At 59.1% G+C, this 22901-nt stretch carries 19 protein-coding genes; 7 read left to right on the top strand and 12 right to left on the bottom strand.

From position 1 onward, the window contains the following. Positions 1-19: 19 nt before the first annotated feature. The gene (locus tag ASD54_RS10410; protein ID WP_062554488.1) at positions 20-481 is read left to right on the top strand and encodes a GNAT family N-acetyltransferase; all 462 of its coding nucleotides are present in this window, start codon (positions 20-22) and stop codon (positions 479-481) included. Here ASD54_RS10410 and ASD54_RS10405 read toward each other — a convergent pair. Further along, positions 459-1610: an AI-2E family transporter gene (locus ASD54_RS10405; RefSeq protein ID WP_082547167.1), complete on the bottom strand. Its 1152-nt coding sequence runs from the start codon at positions 1608-1610 to the stop codon at positions 459-461. The genes ASD54_RS10410 and ASD54_RS10405 overlap by 23 nt on opposite strands. Before the next feature lie 355 nt (positions 1611-1965). Here ASD54_RS10405 and ASD54_RS10400 point away from each other — a divergent pair, with 355 nt between their 5' ends. Together ASD54_RS10400 and ASD54_RS10395 are read left to right on the top strand one after the other, a co-directional pair. Continuing rightward, positions 1966-2364 (top strand): biliverdin-producing heme oxygenase, encoded by a 399-nt coding sequence (locus ASD54_RS10400; RefSeq protein ID WP_062554486.1) that lies wholly within the window; start codon positions 1966-1968, stop codon positions 2362-2364. Then, positions 2357-4909 carry an HWE histidine kinase domain-containing protein gene (locus ASD54_RS10395; protein ID WP_062554485.1) on the top strand — a complete coding sequence of 851 codons (2553 nt, stop codon included), beginning with the start codon at positions 2357-2359 and terminating at the stop codon, positions 4907-4909. Before ASD54_RS10400 ends, ASD54_RS10395 begins: the two co-directional genes overlap by 8 nt. Positions 4910-4957: 48 nt before the next feature. Here the strand turns inward: ASD54_RS10395 and parE are convergent, their stop codons facing one another. Then, positions 4958-7021: a DNA topoisomerase IV subunit B gene (gene parE / locus ASD54_RS10390; protein ID WP_062554484.1), complete on the bottom strand. Its 2064-nt coding sequence runs from the start codon at positions 7019-7021 to the stop codon at positions 4958-4960. A gap of 207 nt (positions 7022-7228) precedes the next feature. On the opposite strand from parE, the gene ASD54_RS10385 reads away from it, so the two are divergent. The 4 genes from ASD54_RS10385 to ASD54_RS10370 all read left to right on the top strand — a co-directional run bounded on the left by ASD54_RS10385 (position 7229) and on the right by ASD54_RS10370 (position 11299). Further along, positions 7229-8113 (top strand): phospholipase, encoded by an 885-nt coding sequence (locus tag ASD54_RS10385; RefSeq protein ID WP_062554483.1) that lies wholly within the window; start codon positions 7229-7231, stop codon positions 8111-8113. 148 nt (positions 8114-8261) lie between these two features. Next, positions 8262-9032, top strand: coding sequence for a triose-phosphate isomerase (tpiA, locus tag ASD54_RS10380; protein ID WP_062554482.1), 771 nt, complete (start codon positions 8262-8264; stop codon positions 9030-9032). A 104-nt stretch (positions 9033-9136) separates the two neighbouring features. Continuing rightward, positions 9137-9535, top strand: coding sequence for a preprotein translocase subunit SecG (gene secG / locus ASD54_RS10375; RefSeq protein WP_062554481.1), 399 nt, complete (start codon positions 9137-9139; stop codon positions 9533-9535). A gap of 135 nt (positions 9536-9670) precedes the next feature. Further along, positions 9671-11299, top strand: a complete 1629-nt coding sequence (locus ASD54_RS10370; protein ID WP_062554480.1) for a CTP synthase — start codon at positions 9671-9673, stop codon at positions 11297-11299. A 76-nt stretch (positions 11300-11375) separates the two neighbouring features. On the opposite strand, the gene ASD54_RS10365 is transcribed toward ASD54_RS10370, so the two are convergent. From ASD54_RS10365 to ASD54_RS10320, 10 genes are all read right to left on the bottom strand, one after another. Next, entirely contained in the window at positions 11376-12836 is a 1461-nt protein-coding gene (locus ASD54_RS10365; RefSeq protein WP_062554479.1) for a deoxyribodipyrimidine photo-lyase, read from the bottom strand. Positions 12837-12895: 59 nt separating this feature from the next. After that, positions 12896-14125 (bottom strand): gephyrin-like molybdotransferase Glp, encoded by a 1230-nt coding sequence (gene glp / locus ASD54_RS10360; RefSeq protein ID WP_062554478.1) that lies wholly within the window; start codon positions 14123-14125, stop codon positions 12896-12898. Between the two features lie 9 nt (positions 14126-14134). After that, positions 14135-14623 (bottom strand): cyclic pyranopterin monophosphate synthase MoaC, encoded by a 489-nt coding sequence (gene moaC, locus ASD54_RS10355; RefSeq protein ID WP_062554477.1) that lies wholly within the window; start codon positions 14621-14623, stop codon positions 14135-14137. Continuing rightward, entirely contained in the window at positions 14620-15435 is an 816-nt protein-coding gene (trpC, locus tag ASD54_RS10350) for an indole-3-glycerol phosphate synthase TrpC (protein ID WP_062554476.1), read from the bottom strand. Before trpC ends, moaC begins: the two co-directional genes overlap by 4 nt. Before the next feature lie 6 nt (positions 15436-15441). Continuing rightward, positions 15442-16458 carry an anthranilate phosphoribosyltransferase gene (gene trpD / locus ASD54_RS10345; RefSeq protein WP_062554475.1) on the bottom strand — a complete coding sequence of 339 codons (1017 nt, stop codon included), beginning with the start codon at positions 16456-16458 and terminating at the stop codon, positions 15442-15444. Between the two features lie 47 nt (positions 16459-16505). After that, complete coding sequence (locus tag ASD54_RS10340) at positions 16506-18392, bottom strand: peptidylprolyl isomerase (protein WP_062554474.1); 1887 nt, start codon at positions 18390-18392, stop codon at positions 16506-16508. Between the two features lie 297 nt (positions 18393-18689). Continuing rightward, complete coding sequence (locus ASD54_RS10335) at positions 18690-19640, bottom strand: YbhN family protein (RefSeq protein ID WP_062554473.1); 951 nt, start codon at positions 19638-19640, stop codon at positions 18690-18692. Positions 19641-19837: 197 nt separating this feature from the next. Beyond that, the gene (locus ASD54_RS10330) at positions 19838-21355 is read right to left on the bottom strand and encodes a tripartite tricarboxylate transporter permease (protein WP_062554472.1); all 1518 of its coding nucleotides are present in this window, start codon (positions 21353-21355) and stop codon (positions 19838-19840) included. Between the two features lie 10 nt (positions 21356-21365). Further along, entirely contained in the window at positions 21366-21857 is a 492-nt protein-coding gene (locus tag ASD54_RS10325) for a tripartite tricarboxylate transporter TctB family protein (protein WP_062554471.1), read from the bottom strand. Next, positions 21854-22798 carry a tripartite tricarboxylate transporter substrate binding protein gene (locus ASD54_RS10320; protein ID WP_062554470.1) on the bottom strand — a complete coding sequence of 315 codons (945 nt, stop codon included), beginning with the start codon at positions 22796-22798 and terminating at the stop codon, positions 21854-21856. Before ASD54_RS10320 ends, ASD54_RS10325 begins: the two co-directional genes overlap by 4 nt. Between the last annotated feature and the right edge of the window lie 103 nt (positions 22799-22901).

Below are 22901 nucleotides of genomic sequence, written 5' to 3'. Positions count from 1 at the left end.
AAGGCAGGCAGGACAGGCAATGCAGGATTTGGTCATTCAACGAGAAGCGCCTCGGCAGCCGGGTGTGCTGAGATTGCTCGAATTGTCCGACGCCTACGCCGCATCGCTCTACCCTGCCGAAAGCAACCATATGCTGCCGATCGAGGAACTGGAAGCCGAGACGGTTTCGTTCTTCGTGGCGCGTCGGGGTGACGACATTGTTGGCTGTGCGTCCCTTGTCCGGCATGATGATGGCACGGCAGAAATCAAGCGCATGTTCGTTGACGGATCGGCACGAGGATTGAAACTCGGCAAGCGGCTGCTTGATCAGCTCGAAAGCGAGGCCCGGCGCTTTGCCATATCGATCATCCGTCTCGAAACCGGAATCTACCAGCCAGAGGCGATTGGCCTCTATCGGAATGCCGGATACGAGGAGATTCCGCCATTCGGCGGCTACAAGCTTGATCCACTCAGCCTGTTTATGGAGAAGCGCCTTCGTTAATGGGGGCCGGATCAGCCTTGAGGCGTTTGGGAGGCTCCGGGACGGTCGGGGTCTCTACTGCATCAGCGCTTGATGAAAGCTCGATCTCACGCATCCATTCACGCCAGATCGCAACGAGCAGCGCCATCAGAACCGGGCCGATGAACAGGCCGAGGAAACCGAGCGTCTTCACACCGCCCACGAGGCCGAAGAAGGTCGGCAGGAATGGAAGCTTGATAGGGCCGCCGACCAGGCGCGGGCGTATCGTCTTGTCGACGATGAAAAGCTCGACCGAGCCCCAGACAAACAAGGCAACGCCTGCGAAAAGCGATCCGCTGGCAACGAGATAGATCGATACGAGCGTGAACGACAAGGGCGCGCCGCCGGGGATCAAAGCCATGATGCCGGTCAATACACCGAGTGTTACGTGGGACGGAACGCCGGCGATCCAGTAGGCAATGCCAAGAATGATGCCTTCACCGATGGCGATCAGCGTCATGCCGGTCACGGTAGAGCTTATGGTAGCCGGGACCACCCGCGATATGCGCTCCCACCGCGAGGGGAGAATGCGCTCGCCCAGCAAATCCATCTGGCGCGCGAAGGCCGCACCGTCACGATAGACGAAAAACAGGGCGATCAGCATGAACAGCAGCGTCAGAAGCAGGTGAAACGCGCCATCCCCGGCAGCGATCACCGCACGGTAGATGTTGCCGATATTGGCGCCGCTGACCAGTTGAACCAGTTGGCCAATGGCGCCCGGTTCGCCTATGTGGCGCTCCCATTGCGTTGAAAGCCATTCACCAGCGACCGGCAGTTCCACGATCCATTGTGGCGGCGCAGACCCGACCCGGTTGATCTGGAGTGCCCAGCCAATCCAGTCCCGCAATTCACCGATCGCATAGGTCAGAGCGATACTGATGGGGATGATGATGAAACTTAAAACGCAGATAATGGCGATGGTCGCGCCGATGGTCGTGTTGCCGCCGACGCGACGCAACAGATCGCGATAGAGCGGCCAACTCGCAAAACCGATGACGAGGGCCGCGAGAACAGGGATGACGAAGCCGTGGAAGAAGTAGATCCCGGCAAAGACTATGAGAATGAGAAGCCATCGCGCAGCCGATATGGGCGGAATGAGCGCTATGCGCATTGGCGCGACGGGCCCCAGCCAGCGCGGTTCCGTCCTCGGTCTGTCATTCTCACGCACGATTGACTGCCATCCTGTTTGCGTCTCTCGTTTGTCTCCAGGCGCACCTGACGAGAGCTAAGATTAGAGATATTGAAGATTCAAGCTTGCCGTAAAGCGCAGATGCGCTAGAAATATGGGTAACGTCAACTCAGCTTTACAATACATGCCCCCATCGTCACGCCGCTTCCTCCTGCGGGAGCGTACGTCAGATCGCCATGCAGCGGTTGACGCTGCCGTAGGCTCATTTCGTACATTGGTACATTACAAGGCCTATTTGCAAGGTCTGCATGCCTTTCGCAGGCCCTTGGATGACCAAATGTTATCATGCCGTTTCCCCGTTGAATTCGGAACCTGGCGTCCTCAGGCCATAAGCCCTCTTATTGTCGCGGATATGAACGATCTCGCCCTCGCGCCGAAAAAGCCCGCGGATCCAATTTCCTTAACCGCCGATCTGGAAAGCCTGCTGGGTACGCTCTACGTACTGGAGGGCTCGACGCTGGGCGCGCGCGTTTTGTACCGCAGGGCAAATGAGCTCGGACTGAGCGGTACGCACGGGGCAAGGCATCTTCAGGGTCAAGCCGCATCGGATGGATTTTCCCGTTTCCTTCAGATCCTCGATGCCGCACCCGATGTCGATATGAACAAGGTAATAGGGGCTTCAGACCTGGCCTTCCAATGGGCAGAGACGGCCTTCAAGGACAATGTGAATGAATGAAGCGCCAAAGGTCGATCTGACAAATTGCGACCGGGAACCGATCCACATACCCGGAAGCATCCAGGCGCATGGCGCTCTCATCGTTTGCGATGGTACCGGCGGCGACGTTCTTGCTTACTCCGCAAATACTGCAGACATGCTGGGTATCCTGGCACCGGTCGAAGGCAGTCGGCTTGAGGACGCTGTGGGGCCGGATGTAGCGCACACGCTGCGCAATGCACTGGCGACAAGTGATGACCCCAGCCGCCCAGCGTTGCGAATGGGACTCGAGCTTCCTGGCGGATTGTTCGATGCAGCGGTTCACAGGACGCCTCAGGGTGCGTTCATGGAGTTCGAGCCGCACGCCAAACATTCTGACCAACCTCTCGAGACCGCACGAATGCTCATCAGCCGTGTGCGATCGATTGGAGGCATCGATGAACTCGTCGACAAGTCGGTTCGCCTGATATTTGCGATGCTGGCCTATGATCGTGTCATGATCTACCGGTTTGAACATGATGGTTCCGGCAAGGTCGTCAGCGAGCATAAGCGTCGCGATCTCGAGAGCTTCAAGGGACAGTATTTTCCAGCGAGCGACATCCCGAAGCAGGCTCGTATCCTGTATCTGAAGAACACCATACGCATTATTTCCGACGCGCAGGACGAGCGCATTCCAATTGTGTCGAATGGTCGCGCATCGGACGAACCGCTGGATCTGTCCTTCGCTCACTTGCGAAGCGTATCGCCCATCCACTGCGAATATCTCCGCAACATGGGCGTGGCGGCGTCCATGTCGATCTCCATCGTCGTTGACGGGGAGCTGTGGGGACTTGTCGCCTGCCATCACTATTCGCCCAAGTCTCTGGCCATGCAGCAGCGGGTGGCCGCAGAAATGTTTGGCGAGTTTTTATCACTGCATCTGAGCGCCCTGAAACAGAAACAAATTCTGGACACAGCCAACCGTGCGCGCCGTTCGCTGGATCGCTTCCTTCAGGCCGCTTCCCAGAGCGCCGACATCACGCAATTGCTGCGCGATTCCCTGCCTGAATTCGCGCATATCATGCCGAGCGACGGTGTTGGGCTGTGGCTTGAGGGTGGTTGGACGAGCATGGGATCTGTGCCGCCGCTGCCGGATATTGCCAAGATTGCGGAACTGGTCGGAACAGCCTCCGGTGGACGTATCTGGGGGACGGATCAACTGGCGCTACATTTGCCGGAAGCAGCATCCTACGCCTCTGCCGCCTGCGGTGTTCTGGCCATACCCCTGTCGCAAAGACCGAAGGACTACCTCTTCTTCTTCCGCAAAGAGCTAGTCCAGACGCTGAACTGGGCCGGAAATCCCGAGAAATCCTACGAGATAGGACCGCTGGGCGATCGACTGACTCCGCGCAAAAGCTTCGCGATCTGGAAGGAAACGGTTCACCTGAAAGCTCAACGCTGGACGGAGGAAGAGTGGGAGATCGCAGAAGCCATTCGCGCTGTCCTGGTCGAGGTCGTTCTGCATCATAATGAACTGCTTGCGGATGAGCGTGGCAAAGCGGATGTGCGCCAGCGCATGCTGAACGAGGAATTGAATCACCGCGTCAAGAATATCCTGGCGGTCATCAAGGCGCTTGTCGGTCATCCGGTCCGGGAAGGGCGTGACATTGGCGAGTATGTTTCGACTCTGAAGGGGCGAATTCAAGCCTTGTCTTTCGCGCATGATCAGGTTGTGCGCGGAGCAGACGGGGGATCTCTGAAGGAATTGCTTGAGGCTGAACTCAAGCCCTATAGTGGCGAACATCGTACCATCTTGATGAAAGGTGGCGAATTCTGGCTGGATAGCCGCGCCTTCTCCGTCATGGCACTCGTGCTCCATGAAATGTCTACGAATGCGGCCAAGTATGGATCCCTGTCCGAAGTCGGCGGTCGGCTCGACGTGAACTGGAAGCGCACCGAGGCGGGAGATCTGGAGATTTCCTGGCGCGAGTCTGGCGGACCACTGGTGAGAAAGCCCAGTCGCGCTGGTTTCGGTACAGTTCTGATCGAGCGTAGCATTCCGTACGAACTCTCTGGCGACAGTTCGGTTGAATATCTGGAAGGTGGACTAAACGCGCGGTTTCTGGTTCCTGCAAAGCACGTTCAGGGCGGCGAGGGTGCCGAGACGGTCTCGGATGCGGATCTCAATTCCGCCTCGACGCGAGAGATCAGTGACACCTTGCAGGAGATCGAAGTTCTGCTGGTTGAAGACCAGATGCTGGTCGCTGCTGACGTCGAGATCATGCTGGCAGAGAACGGTGTGCACAACGTCACGACCGCACCCTCGGTTGATGAAGCGATGAAGCGGCTGAAGAATTTTACGCCGGATGTCGCCATTCTCGACGTCAATCTCGGTACCGGTACCTCGCTTCCCATTGCAGAAGAACTTGAGCGGCGTGGCGTGCCATTCATCTTCGCCACGGGCTACAGCGATCGTTCCGTCGTTCCGGCCAGCTTCTCGGCTCCGGTCGTGCGCAAGCCTTACGAGGCGACAGCTCTTGTCGGCGCGGTTCTGCGCGTTCTTGCGGCACGAGACAATGTTCACTAGGTCCGTATCGGGTTGTTGAAACCCGATACGGACGTTTTCACGAAATCATCAGATATCGAGATTGTCTGCGAAGGCAGCCCGCTCCTGGATGAAGCGGAAGCGGGCGTCCGCCTTGGTACCCATCAGATTATCGACGGCTTCGCGTGTGCCTTCAAAATCTACCTCATCGATCGCCACGCGCAGCAACGTGCGTTTGGCGGGGTCCATGGTGGTTTCCTTCAACTGGGCGGGCATCATCTCGCCAAGGCCTTTGAAGCGACCGATTTCCACCTTCTTGCCTTTGAACACGGTCTCCATCAGTTCCGCACGATGCACGTCATCGCGGGCATAGACTGTCTTCGCACCCTGACGGATCACGTAAAGCGGCGGCACCGCGAGGAACAGGTGTCCACCGCGCACCAGCTCCGGCATCTCCTGATAGAAAAAGGTAATCAGCAGCGAGGCGATATGGGCGCCGTCGACGTCCGCATCGGTCATGATGATCACGCGCTCGTAGCGAAGATCCTCGTCCCGGTATTTGGTTCGAGTCCCGCAGCCCAGTGCCTGAATGAGATCCGCGATCTGCTGGTTTGCCGATAGCTTTTCGCGGCTGGCGCTACCCACGTTCAGGATCTTGCCACGCAGCGGCAGAATGGCCTGGTTCATGCGGTTGCGGGCTTGCTTCGCGGAGCCACCAGCCGAGTCACCCTCGACGATAAACAATTCCGCACCTTCCGCCGTATTCTGGGAGCAATCGGCCAGTTTGCCGGGAAGGCGCAACTTGCGAACGGCGGTCTTGCGGTTGACTTCCTTTTCCTTGCGGCGACGCAGGCGCTCTTCCGCGCGCTCGATGACCCAGTCGAGAAGTTTGGCTGCTTCGCCGGGATTGCCTGCGAGATAGTGATCGAAGGGATCGCGCAATGCATTTTCGACTATCCGCTGTGCCTCAACGGTGGCAAGCTTGTCCTTCGTCTGGCCAACGAATTCCGGTTCGCGGATGAACACCGAAAGCATGCCAACAGCCGAGATCATCACGTCGTCGGTAGTGATGTCCTTGGCACGCTTGTTCTGCGTCAGTTCCGCATAATTCTTCAGACCCTTGAGAAGAGCAATGCGCAGGCCCGCCTCATGCGTGCCGCCTTCGGGTGTTGGGATCGTATTGCAGTAGGAGTGGATCTGCGGGTCTCCGCCATACCAGGTAACCGCCCATTCCAGTGCACCATGACCACCGGTCTTTTCCGTCTTGCCCGAAAAGATCTCACGGGTGACGGTAAAGTCCTTGCCAAGTGTCGCGGAGAGATAATCCTTCAGCCCGCCCGGAAAATGGAACACGGCCTTATCCGGTATTTCACCGCCGGCGACAACGACGCCCGGATCACAGCTCCAGCGGATTTCAACGCCACCAAAAAGATAGGCCTTGGAGCGCGCCATGCGGAAAATACGGCCCGCATCGAACTTGGCATGCTCTCCGAAAATCTGCGGGTCGGGATGGAAGCGCACGCGCGTGCCACGACGGTTGTGCACATCGCCCAGCTCTTCCAGGCCACCCTGCGGAACGCCGCGGGAAAAACGCTGGCGATAAAGCTTGCGATTGCGCGCAACCTCTACTTCCAGCACATCCGACAGCGCGTTGACGACGGATACGCCGACACCATGCAGACCGCCGGATGTCTCATAGGCTTTTCCGTCGAACTTTCCGCCCGCATGCAGCTTGGTCATGATGACTTCAAGCGTGGATTTGCCCGGCACCTGCGGATGGTTTTCCACCGGAATACCGCGACCGTTGTCAGTGACCGTCAGGAAACCCTGAGCATCCAGATGCACTTCGATGAAATTGGCGTGACCTGCCACAGCCTCGTCCATCGAGTTATCGATGACTTCGGCAAACAGGTGGTGCAGCGCCTTTTCATCCGTGCCGCCGATATACATGCCGGGGCGCATCCGGACCGGCTCCAGACCCTCCAGAACCCGGATCGACGAGGCATCATAGGTGTCGGGGTTGGTCGCAGGGGAAGGTGCCGCAGTGCTTGCCGCAACCGTCGCGGGCTTGGCGGTAGCCTCGGTCTTGCCCTTCGGCTCTGACGGCTTTGCCGGCTGCGCGGGGAGACTGGCAAAAAGGTCGTTATTATCCATATGGGTTCGCTGGCCTTGCCTTGAATGGATGGCATGCTGAACGCAGTCGCGTTGATTGCCCTTATCGGCTTTCGAATCGCTGGCGAGTGTGCCAGATAAAACGGCGTCTCGCGACCTGTTCGTTCACGAATGGTTCGCATCAGGATTTGCGCCGCAGCGATGAAGAACGCAAGTCGTGCTGCTTCAAGGAAACGAAACCGGTCGCCTATGTCCACAGATCATTTGAGTTTGCGCGTACTGGTGGCCCTCTGCCTGTGCTTGTTCGCGTCCGCTACGGCAGCGGCAGACGGGCCGGTTCGCCCTTTTAAGGATGCCTTGTTCTCTTCCCAAGCGGTCCTGAAGACGGAGGATGAAGGCGCCTTCAAGGTGCTCGATTATCAGGAACTGCGCGACATCAACCAGCGCGATGAGGAGCCGGAGCGTCGCGTCAAGCGAGACTATGTCGATCTTGGAGTGCGGGAGTTTCAGGCCAACGAAACGCTGACGATTGCCTCCAGCCGCCTCGATGTTGCGCGCGTCGGGCGCATGCGTGACGCCACATTCACCATCATCTTCATTCATGGCAGGGGCGGGGATCGTCGCCTCGGAGTGAATGACTACACTTTCGGCGGCAACTTCAACCGGCTGAAAAATCTCGTCGTGCAGAGCGGCGGTGCCTATTACGCCCCCTCGGTCAAATCCTTCGATCCCAATGGCGCGGCCGATATCGCCGCCCTCATTCGGCATGTTTTCGAGCTGTCATCCGGTCGTCCTGTCATTCTTGCCTGCGCCTCCATGGGCAACTTCATCTGCCAGAGTGTGACGCGTGACAAGGAAGCCGTTCGATATCTGAAGGGTCTGGTCGTCATGGGCGGCCCGTCGGATCCGGGGTTCCTGACGACGCCTGCGGCCAAGCTGAAGATCCCGGTCTATTTTTCACATGGCAGCGCCGATAGCGTTTACAAGGCGGAGGAGCAGATCGCTCTGTACCGAAAGATGCGAAAGGCCGGTTATCCGACGATTTTCCGGCTGTTTCAGACCGGCGGCCATGGAACGCCGATCCGGATGAGCGATTGGCGGGAAATTCTCAATTTTATGCTCGCGGCAGGTTGATCCTTCGACCGCATCCGCTAAACCGACATTCCTGAAACGGATCCTATGAAAGCAATGGGCTTGCGGCCGCATTGCGGTTATGACGGTTCGATCAGGTCAACGGGGTGGCCAGCGACTGCTGGCCGGGAGCATAAGGGAATTCGCAGATATGACGCCGGATGTTCGTCCGCTTGTAGCGGGAAACTGGAAGATGAACGGAACGCGGGACTCGCTCGATCAGATCAAGGCGATTTCTGCCGGAGTGAGCGGCCCGCTGGCTGAGAAGGTTGACGCGCTGATCTGCCCTCCTGCAACGCTTCTCTATGTGGCGACGGCCTTGTGCACCGACAGCCCGCTGATGATCGGCGCGCAGGATTGCCATCAGAACAAATCCGGCGCTCATACCGGTGACATCTCCGCCGAAATGATTGCCGATTGCTTTGGCACCTATGTCATCGTTGGTCACTCCGAGCGTCGGGTGGACCACGCCGAGACCGATCATCTCGTTCGCATCAAGGCCGAAGCCGCCTATGCAGCCGATCTGACCGCCATCATCTGCATTGGCGAGACGGCCGATGAGCGCAAGGCGGGCCAGACGCTGGAGATTCTCAAGCGCCAGCTTGCAGGCTCGGTGCCTGACGATGCCAATGCCGAGAACACGGTTATCGCCTATGAGCCTGTCTGGGCCATCGGTACTGGCCTCACGCCGACCGTTGACGATGTCGAAAAGGCGCATGCTTTTATGCGCGATGAGTTGAAGAGCCGCTTCGGTGCGGAAGGCGCGAAATTCCGCATTCTCTATGGCGGATCGGTGAAGCCTTCCAACGCCGCGGAACTGATGGCTATCAGCAATGTTGATGGTGCTCTCGTTGGCGGCGCCAGCTTGAAAGCCCCAGACTTCCTCGCCATCTATGGCGCGTATGAGGCATTGGTGCGTTAAATCGCGTTTAATCGGCACTAGCCCCTTGGAATGCCGGTCCGGCTGAGCTAAAGGACCGGCAAAGCTTTATATGTGCCGCAACCCGCGCGCAGGACTGGACTGATATGCAGACCGTATTGATCGTTATTCATCTCATGATCGTGCTTGCGCTTGTTGGCGTGGTGCTGATCCAGCGTTCCGAGGGCGGTGGCCTTGGCATTGGCGGCGGTTCCGGCTTCATGTCGGCGCGCGGCACGGCAAATGCTCTGACCCGCACGACCGCAATCCTGGCGACATTGTTCTTCGTGACCTCCATGGCGCTTGGAATCATGGCGCGTCACGAGTCTCGCCCGACGGACATTCTGAACCGCATCCCGGCAACGCAGCAGGGTCAGGGCAACGGAATCCTCGATTCGCTCGGTCCGGCGGCAACGCCTGGTGCACCGGCAAATGGCACAGCGCCTGCACCGGGAGCTCCGGCCCCGGCTCCGGCAAATCCGTCTTCTGTTCCGACCGGCAACTAAGCCGCGTCAAGCTCCCATCATCCGGCAGGTCGAAAAGCCTGCCGGTTTTCTTTTGTTCAGATTCCACAGCTTTAACCGTCCCGAAGAATTTTTGGGCTGGCGGAATCGATCGTGAAAAGGTATCCGGTGACTCCCATGGCGCGATATGTATTCATCACAGGCGGCGTGGTTTCTTCCCTCGGAAAAGGAATTGCGGCCGCAGCCCTCGGAGCCTTGCTACAGGCGAGAGGTTATCGGGTTCGGCTACGTAAGCTCGATCCTTATCTCAACGTTGACCCGGGCACCATGAGCCCGACTCAACACGGCGAAGTCTTCGTAACCGATGACGGTGCGGAGACCGACCTCGATCTCGGTCACTACGAGCGTTTCACGGGACGCTCTGCGACCAAGACCGACAACATCACCACGGGTCGGATCTACAAGAACATCATCGACAAGGAACGGCGCGGGGATTACCTCGGTGCGACGGTTCAGGTCATTCCGCACGTCACCAACGAGATCAAGGATTTCGTGGTCGAGGGCAATGACGACTATGATTTCGTGATCTGCGAAATCGGCGGCACCGTCGGTGACATCGAGGCGATGCCCTTCGTGGAGGCGATCCGTCAGCTTGGCAACGAACTGCCGCGCGGAACCGCCGTCTACCTGCATCTCACCCTGATGCCGTACATCCCGGCTGCCGGCGAGTTGAAGACCAAGCCAACGCAGCATTCGGTCAAGGAACTGCAGGCGCTCGGCATTGCGCCCGATATCCTGCTGGTGCGTGCCGACCGCGAGATCCCGGAAGCGGAACGCCGCAAGCTTTCGCTGTTCTGCAACGTCCGTCCGTCCGCTGTCATTCAGGCGCTGGACGTTTCCAACATCTACGACGTGCCGATGGCCTACCACAAGGAAGGCCTGGACTCGGAAGTCTTGGCGGCATTCGGCATCGAGCCGGCACCAAAGCCGCGTCTGGAGCCTTGGGAAGAGGTTTCGAACCGCATCCGTACGCCGGAAGGCGAAGTCACCATTGCGATCGTCGGCAAGTACACCGGCCTGAAGGATGCGTACAAGTCGCTGATCGAGGCGCTCTATCACGGTGGCATCGCGAACCAGGTCAAGGTCAAGCTTGAGTGGATCGAGTCGGAAATCTTCGAAAAGGAAGATCCGGCGCCCTACCTCGAGAAGGTCAACGGCATTCTGGTGCCTGGTGGCTTCGGTGAGCGCGGCGCACAGGGCAAGATCAACGCAGCCCGCTTTGCGCGTGAGCGCAACGTGCCGTATTTTGGCATTTGCTTCGGCATGCAGATGGCGGTTCTGGAAGCAGCGCGCAATCTCGCTGGCATTGAAGACGCAAGCTCCACCGAGTTCGGTCCTTCCAAGGAGCCTGTCGTTGGTCTCATGACCGAATGGGTCAAGGGCAACGAGCTGCAGAAGCGTTCGGCGGCCGGCGATCTGGGCGGCACCATGCGCTTGGGAGCTTACAAGGCGGCGCTGAAGCGCGACACGAAGATCGCAGAGATCTATGGCTCGACGGATATCTCCGAGCGTCACCGTCACCGTTATGAGGTGAACGTGGACTATAAGGACCGTTTGGAAAACTGCGGCCTCGTCTTCTCGGGCATGTCCCCGGATGGGCTGCTGCCGGAAACGATCGAGTATCCAGACCATCCGTGGTTCATTGGCGTTCAGTATCACCCCGAACTGAAGAGCCGCCCGCTGGATCCGCATCCGCTGTTCTCCAGCTTCATCACGGCGGCGCTGGAACAGAGCCGACTGGTCTGATCAGGTACCAGATTGAAATCCAAAGGGCCGGTGGTGATTATCCTCCGGCCCTTGTCACATCTAAACGGTCGAATGCTCAATCGCGTGGATCTGCGTCACTGCTGCGGCCCGTCACATGTGCGTAGGCGGCTAGTGCCTTGTCACGCGCCTCACCGTGATTGACGATGGGCTTGGGATAGGTCTCGCCAAGTTTGATCCCGGCACGCTCCAGAACTTCCTTTGGCGCCTCGAAGGGTCGATGGATATATTTCTTCGGCAGCTTGCGCAGTTCCGGCACGAAACGGCAGACATAATCGCCATTCGGATCGAACTTCTCGCCCTGCAGGATCGGGTTGAAGACCCGGAAGAAGGGGGAGGCATCAGCGCCGGATCCCGCGACCCACTGCCAGTTGCTGGCGTTTGAGGCTGGGTCCGCATCCACGAGCGTGTCCTTGAACCATTCCTCGCCCTTGCGCCAATCGATCATCAGATCCTTGATCAGGAAAGATGCGGTGATCATGCGAACGCGGTTATGCATGTATCCATGGCGCCAAAGCTGGCGCATTCCGGCATCCACGATCGGGTAACCGGTCATGCCTTTGGTCCAGGCAGAAAATTGTGCCTTGCTGAAATGCCACGGAAAGGCATCGAACTTATCGTTCCAGTTATCGGTGGCAAGCTTCGGAAACTCGACGAGAAGATGGTAGGAAAATTCCCGCCAGACCAGTTCCTTGCGGAAATGGATGACGTCATTCGTTGCCTCCAGCCCCTTGGTCTCATGCCAGATCCGGGCGGGCGAAATCTCGCCGAAGGCGAGGTGAGGGGAAAGCAGCGATGTCGCATCCTCAAGACCGGGGTGATCGCGATCGCTCTTGTAGGTCTGTATCGGCTTCTTCAGGAAACGCTTCAGTTTCTTGTGCGCGCCTGCTTCCCCCGGTTGCCATATCCGTCCGAACTCGGTCGCCCAGTCCGGTTTCGTCGGCAGCAGGCTCCAGTCCTTGAGCGCCTCCGATTTGGGGAAAGAGCCCGGCGCGGCGATCTTGGATGGAGCCGACACCGGATCGCGCGGCTCACCATCCTTCTCCAGCGCGCGCCAGAACGGCGAATAAACCCGGTAAGCACCACCAGAACCGGTCTTCATCGTCTCTGGATCGTGCAGTAGCTGGCCACGAAAGCGCTTGATCTCCAGCCCTGACGACTTCAGGGCACCGACGATATCCTTGTCGGCCGCATCACGCTCATAGTGACGGTTATAAAAGAGCGCTTCGGCCTGCGTCTCCTTGGCCAGTCCGGAAAGCACCTTGGCTGCTTCGCCGCTCCGCAGTATCAGCCTGTTGCCCTTGTCGGCAAGCGCTGCAGCCAATGCATCCAGCGAGTGATGCAGCCACCATTCCTGAGCACCGCCCAGCGGACCGATGCCGTCCTGCTTCGGTTCGCGGATGTAGACGCAGACAATCGGTCTGCCGCTTTCGCAGGCCTGCGACAGCGCACCATTGTCGTCGAGACGGAGATCCTTGCGAAACCAGAGAAGGATTGGCGGCTGATGATCTGACGACAAGGCGTAAACTCCGGTTATCGAATAATTACCGGTATTTACGTCTCAACATCAAACGCGGATCACCGATCGAAATCCCTCAGCAGAAGGATAGGGCAGGGCGTCAGTGCGGCAAGTTCCGGTGCATGCGGGGGGCGCACGATAAGGCAATCCGAATCGGCAAAAATCTTCATCATCGAAGAATCCTGCTTGTCGAAAGGTTCAGCAATCAGACGGCCGTCAGCGTCACGGCTCAGCCGTGCCCGAAGGTAGTCCTGTCGCTGGTCATTGGCGGCAAGCGGCTTTCCGGCAAGGGCTTCGGCCATCCGCGCCTTCGGTCGTGTGCCGGAAAGCTTGGCGACGACTGGCTCCAGAAACAGCGTGCCGCAGACAAGGCTCGCAACCGGATTTCCCGGAAGGCCCAGCACGCGCATATCTCCCAGCGAGCCCACCATCAGTGGCTTGCCCGGGCGCATGGCGATACGCCAGAAATCGAGCGACATGCCTTGGGCTTTCAGGCTGGCCTGCACCAGATCGTGGTCACCGACCGATGCCCCGCCCAGCGTTACCAGCACGTCGACTTTTTCCGCCACAGCCTTCGCAATCGCATTCTCGATCAGATCCTGGCGATCTGGTATGATTCCGAGATCGATGACTTCGCCACCGTTGGCGCGAATGAGGGCGCTGATGCCAAATGTATTGGATGCGATGATCTGTGAAGGCTGCAAACTGCTGCCGGGGTGCACCAGCTCATCACCGGTCGCCAGCACCGCCACGCGCGGCCGACGCAGAACCTCGACCTGCGGGTGGTTCGTCGCCGCTGCAACGGTCAGATGGGCATAGTCGAGCCGGACCCCAGCGCGCAGCACCGTCTCGCCTTCAGCAAAATCCTGCCCGCGCGGGCGAATATGGCGCCCGACCGTTACCGGAAACTTCGTGCGAATTCGGCTTTCAGACAGTCGCTCCGCATCCTCCTGAATGAGAATGCTGTCGGCACCTTCTGGCAATGGAGCACCGGTGAAAATGCGCACGCATTCTCCCGGTCCTACCTGGCCGTTGAATGCATGGCCCGCCGCTGCCTGGCCGACGACCGTCAGTTCTGCCCCAAGATCTGGAGCATCGGCGGCGCGAAGAGCATAGCCATCCATGGCGGAGGCGTGAAATGGCGGCTGTGTGAGTTTCGCGACCAGATCAACGGCCAGAATGCGGCCTGCTGCCTCATCAAGGGGAACGCTCTCGTTATCCGCAACCGCTCGCACCGGTTCCAGCAAACGTGTCAGAGCTTCGGAAACGGGAAGGAGAGGTGACGCCACAGTCAATTCCTAGGTTTTTCGCCAGTCGCCGGATTTTCCGCCGCTCTTGGCAAGCAATTGAATACCGCCGATCTCCATGCCTTTGTCGGCGGCCTTCGCCATGTCGTAGATGGTGAGACAGGCAACGGACACCGCCGTCAGCGCTTCCATCTCGACGCCCGTCTTGCCGGTCAGCTTTGCTGTCGCCGTGACCCGCAGGCCGGGGAGATCCGCGTCTGCCGCTATATCAACGGATACCTTGGTCAGCATCAGCGGATGGCAAAGTGGAATGAGACTGGAGGTTTGCTTGGCCGCCATGATGCCCGCCAGCCGGGCCGTACCGATGACATCGCCCTTTTTGGCATCGCCCTTGCGGATGAGTTGAAGCGTTTCCGGCAACATTCGCACGAAGCCTTCGGCGGTTGCCTCACGCACCGTCTCAGCCTTGCCGCCCACATCCACCATGTGAGCCTCGCCGCTTTCGGTAATATGCGTCAGGCCCTGCTCGGTCATGCTCATTCTGCTGCCTGGCTTGCGCTCTCACCGGTCAGCAACAGCCTTGTTGCAGCCGAAACATCCTGCTGACGCATCAGGCTTTCACCGACCAGATAGGTGGAGATACCGACCGCCTTCAGACGCAGGCAATCCGCATTGGTGAAGATGCCGCTTTCGCCCACCAGCAACCGGTCCGCTGGCACCATTGGGGCCAGCCTTTCGCTGTTCGTGAGGCTGACTTCGAAGGTACGCAGATTGCGATTGTTGACGCCGATCATGGGCGAGGCGAGCTTTAACGCACGCTCGGTTTCCTGTTCGTCATGCACCTCGATCAGAACGTCCATACCAAGCGAAAATGCTTCATCCTCAAGACGCTTCGCATCGTCGTCGGTCAGCGATGCCATGATCAGGAGAATGCAATCGCCGCCCCAGGCGCGAGCCTCATGCACCTGATAGGTCTCAAACATAAAATCCTTGCGCAAGGCCGGAAGCGAGCAGGCATTGCGTGCTGCCGTCAGAAACTCGGGCGCACCCTGGAAACTCGGAGCATCCGTCAAAACGGAAAGGCAGGCCGCACCGCCGGCCTCATAGGCTTTGGCCAGCATTGGAGGATCGAAATCCGGGCGGATCAGTCCCTTCGATGGACTCGCCTTCTTGATTTCGGCTATCAGGCCAAGTTCGCCGCGCGCACGACGGTCCGCGAGCGCTTTGTAAAAGCCGCGTGGCGAAGGCTGATCCTGTGCCATGGCCTTCAGGTCTGCCAGGGTAACGCGCGCTTTGGCTGCTGCGATTTCCTCGCGCTTGTAGGCCTCGATTTTCTGCAGAATGTCGCTCATGACAGCTTAGATATCCTCGTTCGAGACGGCGACAAGCTTGTCGAGCACAGAGGCCGCGCTGCCGCTTTCAAGTGATTGCGTCGCAAGGATCATGCCCTCCAGAACATCGGCTGCCTTGCCTGCGATGACCAGCGAGGCCGCAGCGTTGCAAAGTGCGATGTCGCGATAGGCGTTCTTTGCGCCGCCAAGGACAGCCCGCAACGCCTTGGCGTTCACTTCGCCGTCGCCACCCTTCAACTCATCGATCGTTGCACGCCCAACGCCAAAATCTTCCGGTGTCAGCTCGAAGCTGCGGATCTGCCCGTTCTCGAGAGCCGTAACATGAGTCACGCCCGTTGTAGTGATTTCGTCCATGCCGTCGCCATGCACGACCCAGATCGCCTCGGAACCGAGATCGCGCATCACCTCGGCGATTGGCTGCAGCCAGCGAGGAGAGAAGACTCCCAGCAATTGCCGTTTGGCACCTGCCGGATTCGAAAGCGGACCGAGCAGGTTGAAGATCGTGCGTGTTCCAAGCTCCACGCGGCTGGGACCGACATGTCGCATGGCGGCGTGGTGCACCTGAGCGAACATGAAGCCAATCCCGGCCTCGGAAATGCATCGTGCGATCTGCTGCGGCGGAATATCAAGTTTCACGCCCAAGGCTGTCAGGGCATCTGCCGTGCCAGACTTGGAGCTGAGCGCACGGTTGCCATGCTTGGCAACGGGAACCCCGGCACCCGCCACGATGAGAGCGGCGAGGGTCGAGATATTGTAGGTGCCAAGCCCATCGCCGCCGGTCCCGACGATGTCCATGACGCCTTCAGGCGCCGCAACCGGCAGCATCTTCGCCCGCATGGTCGAAACCGCACCGGCAATTTCCTCGACGGTTTCGCCGCGAACCCGCAGAGCCATGAGAAAGCCACCGATCTGCGATGGTGTAGCCTCACCCGACATCAAGATGTCGAAAGCGGCGCGCGCCTCCTCGCGCGAGAGCGGATCTCCCGTCGCCACTTTGCCGATAAAGGCCTTCAGATCCGGCATTGTTCAGTTCCCCCTAAGGCCAGCCACCGACCAGGTTTTCCCCGGCGTTAGCGAACCATTGCCTGTTCGGCGAGCGCGCGATTGATGGAAACGCCATAATCGTTTTGCAATTGCACGACCATCTGATCCAGAAGATCGTCACCTGCCGCGCCTGCAATCTGCTTGATCTGCTGATCATTGGCATCGAGCGCGTCGGACGGCTGCTGCTGCACGTTGGTCACGTGCATCAGAAGACGCGATTCGCCATCGGCTGCCAGTGCCGTGGCATAGATTCCATTCGGACCCGAGAAGGCCGCTTTGGCTGCGTCACCGCCCAGGATTGCGTCATTGCTCTGGCGGCGCAGACCCGTCTTGGTTTCCACGGTCAGGCCGAGTTCGGTCGCAATGGCGGCCAACGTCAATCCGCCCTTGTCCAATTGCGCCTTCAGGTCCATCGTCTTCTTCGAAAGCGCTTCGCGCTGCTGTTCTGCTGTCCAGTCGGCAGTGGCGCGCTCACGCACTTCGCTCAGCGCACGATCACGCTCAGGAATGACTTCGCGCACATCAAACCAGACATAGCCGTCGTTGCCGAGGTTGGATGGAATGGACTCAGCGCCCACATCCGTCCGGAAAACATCGGTCAGAAGTGTGTCGGCAGGCGGCAGGTCGATCGTTTTTCCGTCGCCATCATGGCCGGTACGATCGCTCGCTACTGTAACAGTCTTCAGCTTCAACTGAGACGCAGCTTCTTCGAGCGACGAGCCGGAGCCGCGCAAGTCTTCGAAACGGTCATGTACGGATTGAACGGCCTGGCTTGCGGCAGCAAGCGCCAGTGTCTTGCGAACCTCGTCCTTCACTTCATCGAACGACTTCGTGGTTTCGGCGCGCACATTGGTCACACGCAGCATCACCGGACCAAAGGAGCCCTGAATGATGCCGGTCGTGCCACCAGCGGCGGGCACCGCGAATGCCGCATCAGCAATCGTCTGATCCGGAATCTGGTCCTTGGTGAAGTCACCGAGCATCACGTCCGCAGCCGTCTTGCCCTGATCGGCAACCAGCTGGTCAAAGGTCAGCTGGCGCTCCTTCATCTGCTGAAGCGCTGCAACGGCCATTTCCTTGCTCGGGAAAGCCAGCTGCTCGATGGTGCGGGTTGCCGGTGTCTTGTAGGCATCCTTGCGACGATCATACTCCGCGCGAACCTGCTCATCGGTCACGGCTGCCGGGTCGGCAACATCCGTCGGCTGCAGGGTCACGTAAGCGAACCGACGCAGTTCCGGTGCGCGGTACTTGTTCTTGTTGGTCTGGAACCATGCGGCAAGAACGGCCTCGGTCGGCGCCTTGATCGGATCGATATTCGCATTGGAGAGAACGAGGAATTCCAGATCGCGGCTTTCGTCGCGGTACTTCTTGAGCGCATCGACCATGACTGTCGGAGCCTGGAAGCCGTCGGCGATGGCGTCCACCACCTGGCTGCGCACGGCGACCTTGCTTCGTTCGGTAATGTAGTCCTGTTCACGCAGTCCGGCATTGCGCAAGCGCGCACTGAACACGTTGCGATCGAACTGGCCGTTGTTTCCGTGGAATGCAGGATCTTCTGCAATCAGGTTGGCAAGCCGGTCCTGAGACAGGCCCAGGCGCATCTTGGAAGAGAGTTCATCCAGCGCGGCACCGGCAGAAAGCTGCGAGAAGGTCTGCTGTTCGATGCCGAAGGCACGTGCCTGCTCAGAGGTCAACTGCATGCCGAGCTGACGGCTGATTGCGCCCAGCTGCCTCTGATAGGCCAGGCGGAACTCTTCAGGTGAGACGCGCTGGTTGCCCACCGTCATGACCGAGTTGCTGGCACCACTGAATATCGATGCAGAGACGCCCCAAATGGCGAAGGAAACCACGAGCAGCATCAGCAGCAATTTCGCGACCCAGGACCGGGCGGCGCTTCTAAGCGTATCAAGCATCGATCGACATTACCTTGCAAAACATACGAAAGCCGCCATTCCGGCGGGTCTGGAGCAATGTCTCTAGAACAAACTGCACGAGAATTGAAGGTATGTCCGACCAAAAGAAGCGTGAGAATTCATGTGTGGGAGCGGAAAAGGAACAGGTTCTCCGTCAAATCAACTTGCACAGCAGGCACTGCATTCGCAGCGTCGCGCCAATGGGAACAGGATTTCATCGTGAGCAGATCCCGATTCTTGCTCTCCGCGGGCGGAACCCGATCCTGTAGCCTATCGGATACCGTCCAGACATGAACCTCAGACAGATGCGGCGGGTTCAGTCTTATCGCGTCCCTTGCGGGCCCGAAAGACCGCTTCACCAATCAGCGAAATCGGCAGTGCCACGAAGAATGGGATGAAGAAGTAGATAACACGAAACGCAACCAGCGCACCGATGGAAGCCTGCTCGCCCATCACATGGCGAACCGTTACTTCCAGAACACCGAGCCCACCTGGCGCATGGGTGATGAGAATAGCAATATTGCCCAGCACGAAGGCCGTTGCAGCCTTCAGGTAGCTGACGTTTTCAGTCGCCTGCATCAGCTCCATCAAACAGGCAGAAACCAGTGCGAAGTTGATTGTACCGATCACGATCTGTGCGACCGCTAGACGCGCCGTCGGCATCTTGAACGTCCACTTGCGGATCTTCACCGGTGCTCGGGCAAACGCTGCCAACAGCACATAACCGGCTGCCGCGAGCAGAAGCCCGATCCCGATCAGCAGAACTGCGGAGGGACCGATTTTCAGGATCTTTGCCGTGTCATCCGGGTTCAGCACCATCACGAATCCGCCCAGAACCATGAGCCCAAGCCCAACCGTCACGCCCGACAAAAGAACGATCTTCGCAACATCCTCGGTCGAGAGGCCCCAATGGGCGTAGTAGCGATAGCGGATGGCGCCGCTGCTGAGACCTGCGAGCCCGATGCTCTGGCCAAGGCCCAAGGCAACGAAGGATGCGAGTGCGATCTTGGGGTAGGGCAGGTCGCTTTTCACATAGCGAACGCCTGTCCAGTCGAACCCCGTCAGGCAAATGTACGAACCGGCGCAATAGGCCAGCGCCAGAAGCAGGTTCTTCGTCGGAATCGCAGTAACAGACTGGACGATTTCATCCCAGGTAAACTGGCTCAGGCCGCGATAGAGAAGATAGGCGGCGATCGCAAAGCCGAACACCATTGTGCCGTAGGTGAAGAGGCGCTTTTTGCCGCTCATTTTCCGCACCTCGCGCTATGCCGAAGTGTGCAAGTTGCAATGCGCGTCGAGCGAAGGAAAAAAGGCGCCGCAAGGCCTGTCATGTATGCTGTCCCCAATGATCCGCCTAAACGCGACCCTGGGACAATGGTTCCGTCTTTGCAGCCTCGAACGGAATTACCCCCGCTCTGAAATGAGCGGGGGTAATCGGTTTTGGATCAATCCTCGTTGGCAGCCATTTGGGAGAGAACTTCTCCGCGACCGCGTGCCCGCAGGATAAGCGGTACGATCAGCGCCAGCGCGGCAATGGCAAGAAGTACGGCCGCAATCGGTGATGTGAAGAGCACTGTGAAGTCACCTTGGCTGATCGCCAAAGCGCGACGCAACTGCTGCTCCGCAAGAGGCCCGAGGATCAGGCCAACGACGACCGGTGCGATTGGGTAGCCCAGAACGCGCATGATGTAGCCCATCACGCCGAACGCAAGCAGCATGCCCAGTTCGAAGACGGAGGGGTTCGCACCGATGGTTCCGAGTGTGGCAAACACGAGGATGCCTGCGTAAAGCCAGGGCTTCGGGATTGTCAGCAGGCGGACCCAGAGACCGATCAGCGGAAGGTTCAGCACCAGCAGCATGAAGTTGGCAATCAGCAGCGAGGCGATCAGGCCCCAGACCAGTTGCGGATTGGTGGCAAACAGCAGTGGACCCGGCTGGAGACCATATTGCTGGAAGCCCGCAAGCATGATCGCGGCAGTCGCGGTCGTCGGAAGGCCCAGCGTCAACAGCGGCACGAGCGTTCCCGCAGCAGATGCATTGTTGGCAGCCTCCGGCCCGGCAACGCCTTCGATTGCGCCGTTGCCGAACTCTTCCGGATGTTTCGTCAGTCGCTTTTCGGCGGCATAGGAAAGGAAAGTACCGATTTCAGCGCCGCCCGCCGGCATTGCGCCGATAGGGAAGCCAATCGCTGTGCCGCGCAGCCACGGCTTCCAGGAACGCGCCCAGTCATTCGCGCTCATCCAGATCGAGCCTTTGACAGCCTCGACCTTATCAGGACCAAACGACCCCTGCGCAGCGATAAACAGCGTTTCGCCGATGGCGAACATGGCAACCGCCAGCGTGGTGACCTCGACGCCGTCCAGAAGGTCGGGCACACCAAAGGCGAGGCGGGTCTGTCCGGTCAACTGGTCGATGCCGATCAGCGACAGGGCAAGACCGATGAAGAGCGATGTGAGGCCTCGCAGCGTGGAATCGCCGAATGCGGAGGAGACCGTGATGAATGCGAGCACCATGAGTGCAAAATATTCGCGGGGGCCGAAAACCAGCGCCAGCTTGACGATGTAAGGAGCAATGAAAGCAAGGCCGACGGTGGCAATGAGGCCCGCAACGAAGGAGCCGATCGCCGCTGTCGCCAGCGCAGGCCCGCCGCGTCCGGCCCGTGCCATCTTGTTGCCTTCAAGCGCAGTGACGATGGAGGCACTTTCTCCTGGCGTGTTGAGAAGGATCGACGTTGTCGAACCGCCATACATGCCGCCGTAATAGATCCCGGCGAACATGATGAGAGAGCCGGCCGGGTCCAACTGGTATGTAACTGGCAGCAGAAGGGCGACCGTCAATGCCGGACCGATGCCCGGAAGCACACCGACAGCCGTGCCGAGCGTAACGCCGATCAGGGCGTAGAGCAGGTTCATGGGTTGCATGGCAACCACGACGCCCTGCATGAGGAACTCAAAAGTGCTCATGGCAATACCTTTACTGGAAGAGGCGCTCGAGCGGACCGGCAGGAAGCGAAAGCTGCAGCAATCCGGCAAAGATCAGCCATACGACAAGACAGAGCACGATCCCGATGGGCAGTGAGATCCAGATCTTGCGCTTGCCGAAACCGGCAGCAGTCGCGGCAAACAGGATGCCGGTCGCAATGGAGAATCCGGCCGTATTCAGGAGAAGCATCTGTGCCGCAAGGCCGCCGATCACCCATACAACCGGCTTGATTTCCTGCTTTTCACGCTCTGGAAAATCGCCTCGGAAGGCTGCAATGATGGTCCAGATGGCCAGAAGAACCAGACCGATCGCGATCCAGTGGGGAACCGTTGCGGGACCGACCGGAGAATAACCGGTCACTTCGCGCAGCCGTGCAGCATCGAAAAAGATGACGCCAGCAATGGCAATGAGGATAGCGGCGATAACAAGCGCCGCCCAATCGGGGCGGCGCTGTTCTGCCTTGATCAAAGGCTCTTGGCTCATTTCACCAGACCGATATCTTTCAGGATGCCTTCGGTGGCGGAGATGTCCTTGGCAAGCTGCGCCTCAAAAGCCGGGCCTGCGAGGAAGGTGTCCTGCCAGCCCTTGGTCTTCAGCGTTTCCTGCCAGGTCTTGGAGGTTGCCAGCTTCTGCACGTCAGCCGTTACCTTTGCCTTCTGTTCTGCGGAAAGGCCAGGAGCTGCAGCGACCATGCGCCAGTTCTGAACGGCAACATCCACGCCGGCTTCCTTCAGCGTCGGGGCATCTACGCCCGGAATGCGCTTCTCGCCAGACGTGGCCAGCAGGCGAAGCGTTCCGGACTTGACCTGGCTTTCGAATTCACCGTAGCCGGAAATGCCGACGGTCACCTGCGAGCCGAGAATGGCAGCAAGCGCTTCACCGCCGCCGGAAAACGCGATGTAGTTGATCTTGGTCGGATCAACGCCGGAAGCCTTTGCAATCAGGCCGGCAGCGATGTGGTCCACGCCGCCTGCGGAACCGCCACCCCAGGAAACCTTGCCCGGATCCTTCTTGAGGGCAGCGACGAGGTCGGCCATCGACTTGATCGGCGAGGATGCAGGAACGACGATCGCTTCGTCTTCGCCGGTCAGACGTGCGATCGGGGTAACGTCCTTCAAGGTGACCGGGGACTTGTTGGTCAGGATTGCGCCAACCATGACGTAGCCGCCGACGATCAGGGCGTTGTCCTTGCCCTTCTGCTGGCTGGCGAACTGTGCGAGACCGATGGTGCCGCCGGCGCCCGGAACGTTCATGACCTGTACGTTCTTGGAAACCCCTTCCTGCTGGAATGCCGTCTGCAGAGAACGCGCCGTCTGGTCCCAGCCGCCGCCTGGCGCTGCGGGAGCCATGATGGTGTAGTCAGCGGCATAGGCCGGAAGAGCGATGGAACCTGCAATCAGGGATGCGAGAAATACGTGTTTCAAGTGTTATCCTCCGTTGGCGCACTGGCTGCGCATGTTCTGGCTGTGCCGGAAGGAGAACGGTTCACGTCATTCGGCCAATCCTGGCTCGGATCGGCTCACTCCC

Origin of the sequence: Rhizobium sp. Root149 (assembly GCF_001427345.1) — a bacterium.
GTDB lineage: Bacteria > Pseudomonadota > Alphaproteobacteria > Rhizobiales > Rhizobiaceae > Neorhizobium > Neorhizobium rhizoryzae.
This window is presented reverse-complemented; position numbering and strand designations above follow the sequence as displayed.

Coding starts and splice junctions, on each gene's coding strand:
- ASD54_RS10410 (WP_062554488.1), top strand. CDS start 20: ATGCAGGATTTGGTCATTCAACGAGAAGCGCCTCGGCAGCCGGGTGTG.
- ASD54_RS10405 (WP_082547167.1), bottom strand. CDS start 1,610: ATGCGCATAGCGCTCATTCCGCCCATATCGGCTGCGCGATGGCTTCTC.
- ASD54_RS10400 (WP_062554486.1), top strand. CDS start 1,966: ATGTTATCATGCCGTTTCCCCGTTGAATTCGGAACCTGGCGTCCTCAG.
- ASD54_RS10395 (WP_062554485.1), top strand. CDS start 2,357: ATGAATGAAGCGCCAAAGGTCGATCTGACAAATTGCGACCGGGAACCG.
- parE (WP_062554484.1), bottom strand. CDS start 7,021: ATGGATAATAACGACCTTTTTGCCAGTCTCCCCGCGCAGCCGGCAAAG.
- ASD54_RS10385 (WP_062554483.1), top strand. CDS start 7,229: ATGTCCACAGATCATTTGAGTTTGCGCGTACTGGTGGCCCTCTGCCTG.
- tpiA (WP_062554482.1), top strand. CDS start 8,262: ATGACGCCGGATGTTCGTCCGCTTGTAGCGGGAAACTGGAAGATGAAC.
- secG (WP_062554481.1), top strand. CDS start 9,137: ATGCAGACCGTATTGATCGTTATTCATCTCATGATCGTGCTTGCGCTT.
- ASD54_RS10370 (WP_062554480.1), top strand. CDS start 9,671: ATGGCGCGATATGTATTCATCACAGGCGGCGTGGTTTCTTCCCTCGGA.
- moaC (WP_062554477.1), bottom strand. CDS start 14,623: ATGAGCATGACCGAGCAGGGCCTGACGCATATTACCGAAAGCGGCGAG.
- trpC (WP_062554476.1), bottom strand. CDS start 15,435: ATGAGCGACATTCTGCAGAAAATCGAGGCCTACAAGCGCGAGGAAATC.
- trpD (WP_062554475.1), bottom strand. CDS start 16,458: ATGCCGGATCTGAAGGCCTTTATCGGCAAAGTGGCGACGGGAGATCCG.
- ASD54_RS10340 (WP_062554474.1), bottom strand. CDS start 18,392: ATGCTTGATACGCTTAGAAGCGCCGCCCGGTCCTGGGTCGCGAAATTG.
- ASD54_RS10335 (WP_062554473.1), bottom strand. CDS start 19,640: ATGAGCGGCAAAAAGCGCCTCTTCACCTACGGCACAATGGTGTTCGGC.
- ASD54_RS10330 (WP_062554472.1), bottom strand. CDS start 21,355: ATGAGCACTTTTGAGTTCCTCATGCAGGGCGTCGTGGTTGCCATGCAA.
- ASD54_RS10325 (WP_062554471.1), bottom strand. CDS start 21,857: ATGAGCCAAGAGCCTTTGATCAAGGCAGAACAGCGCCGCCCCGATTGG.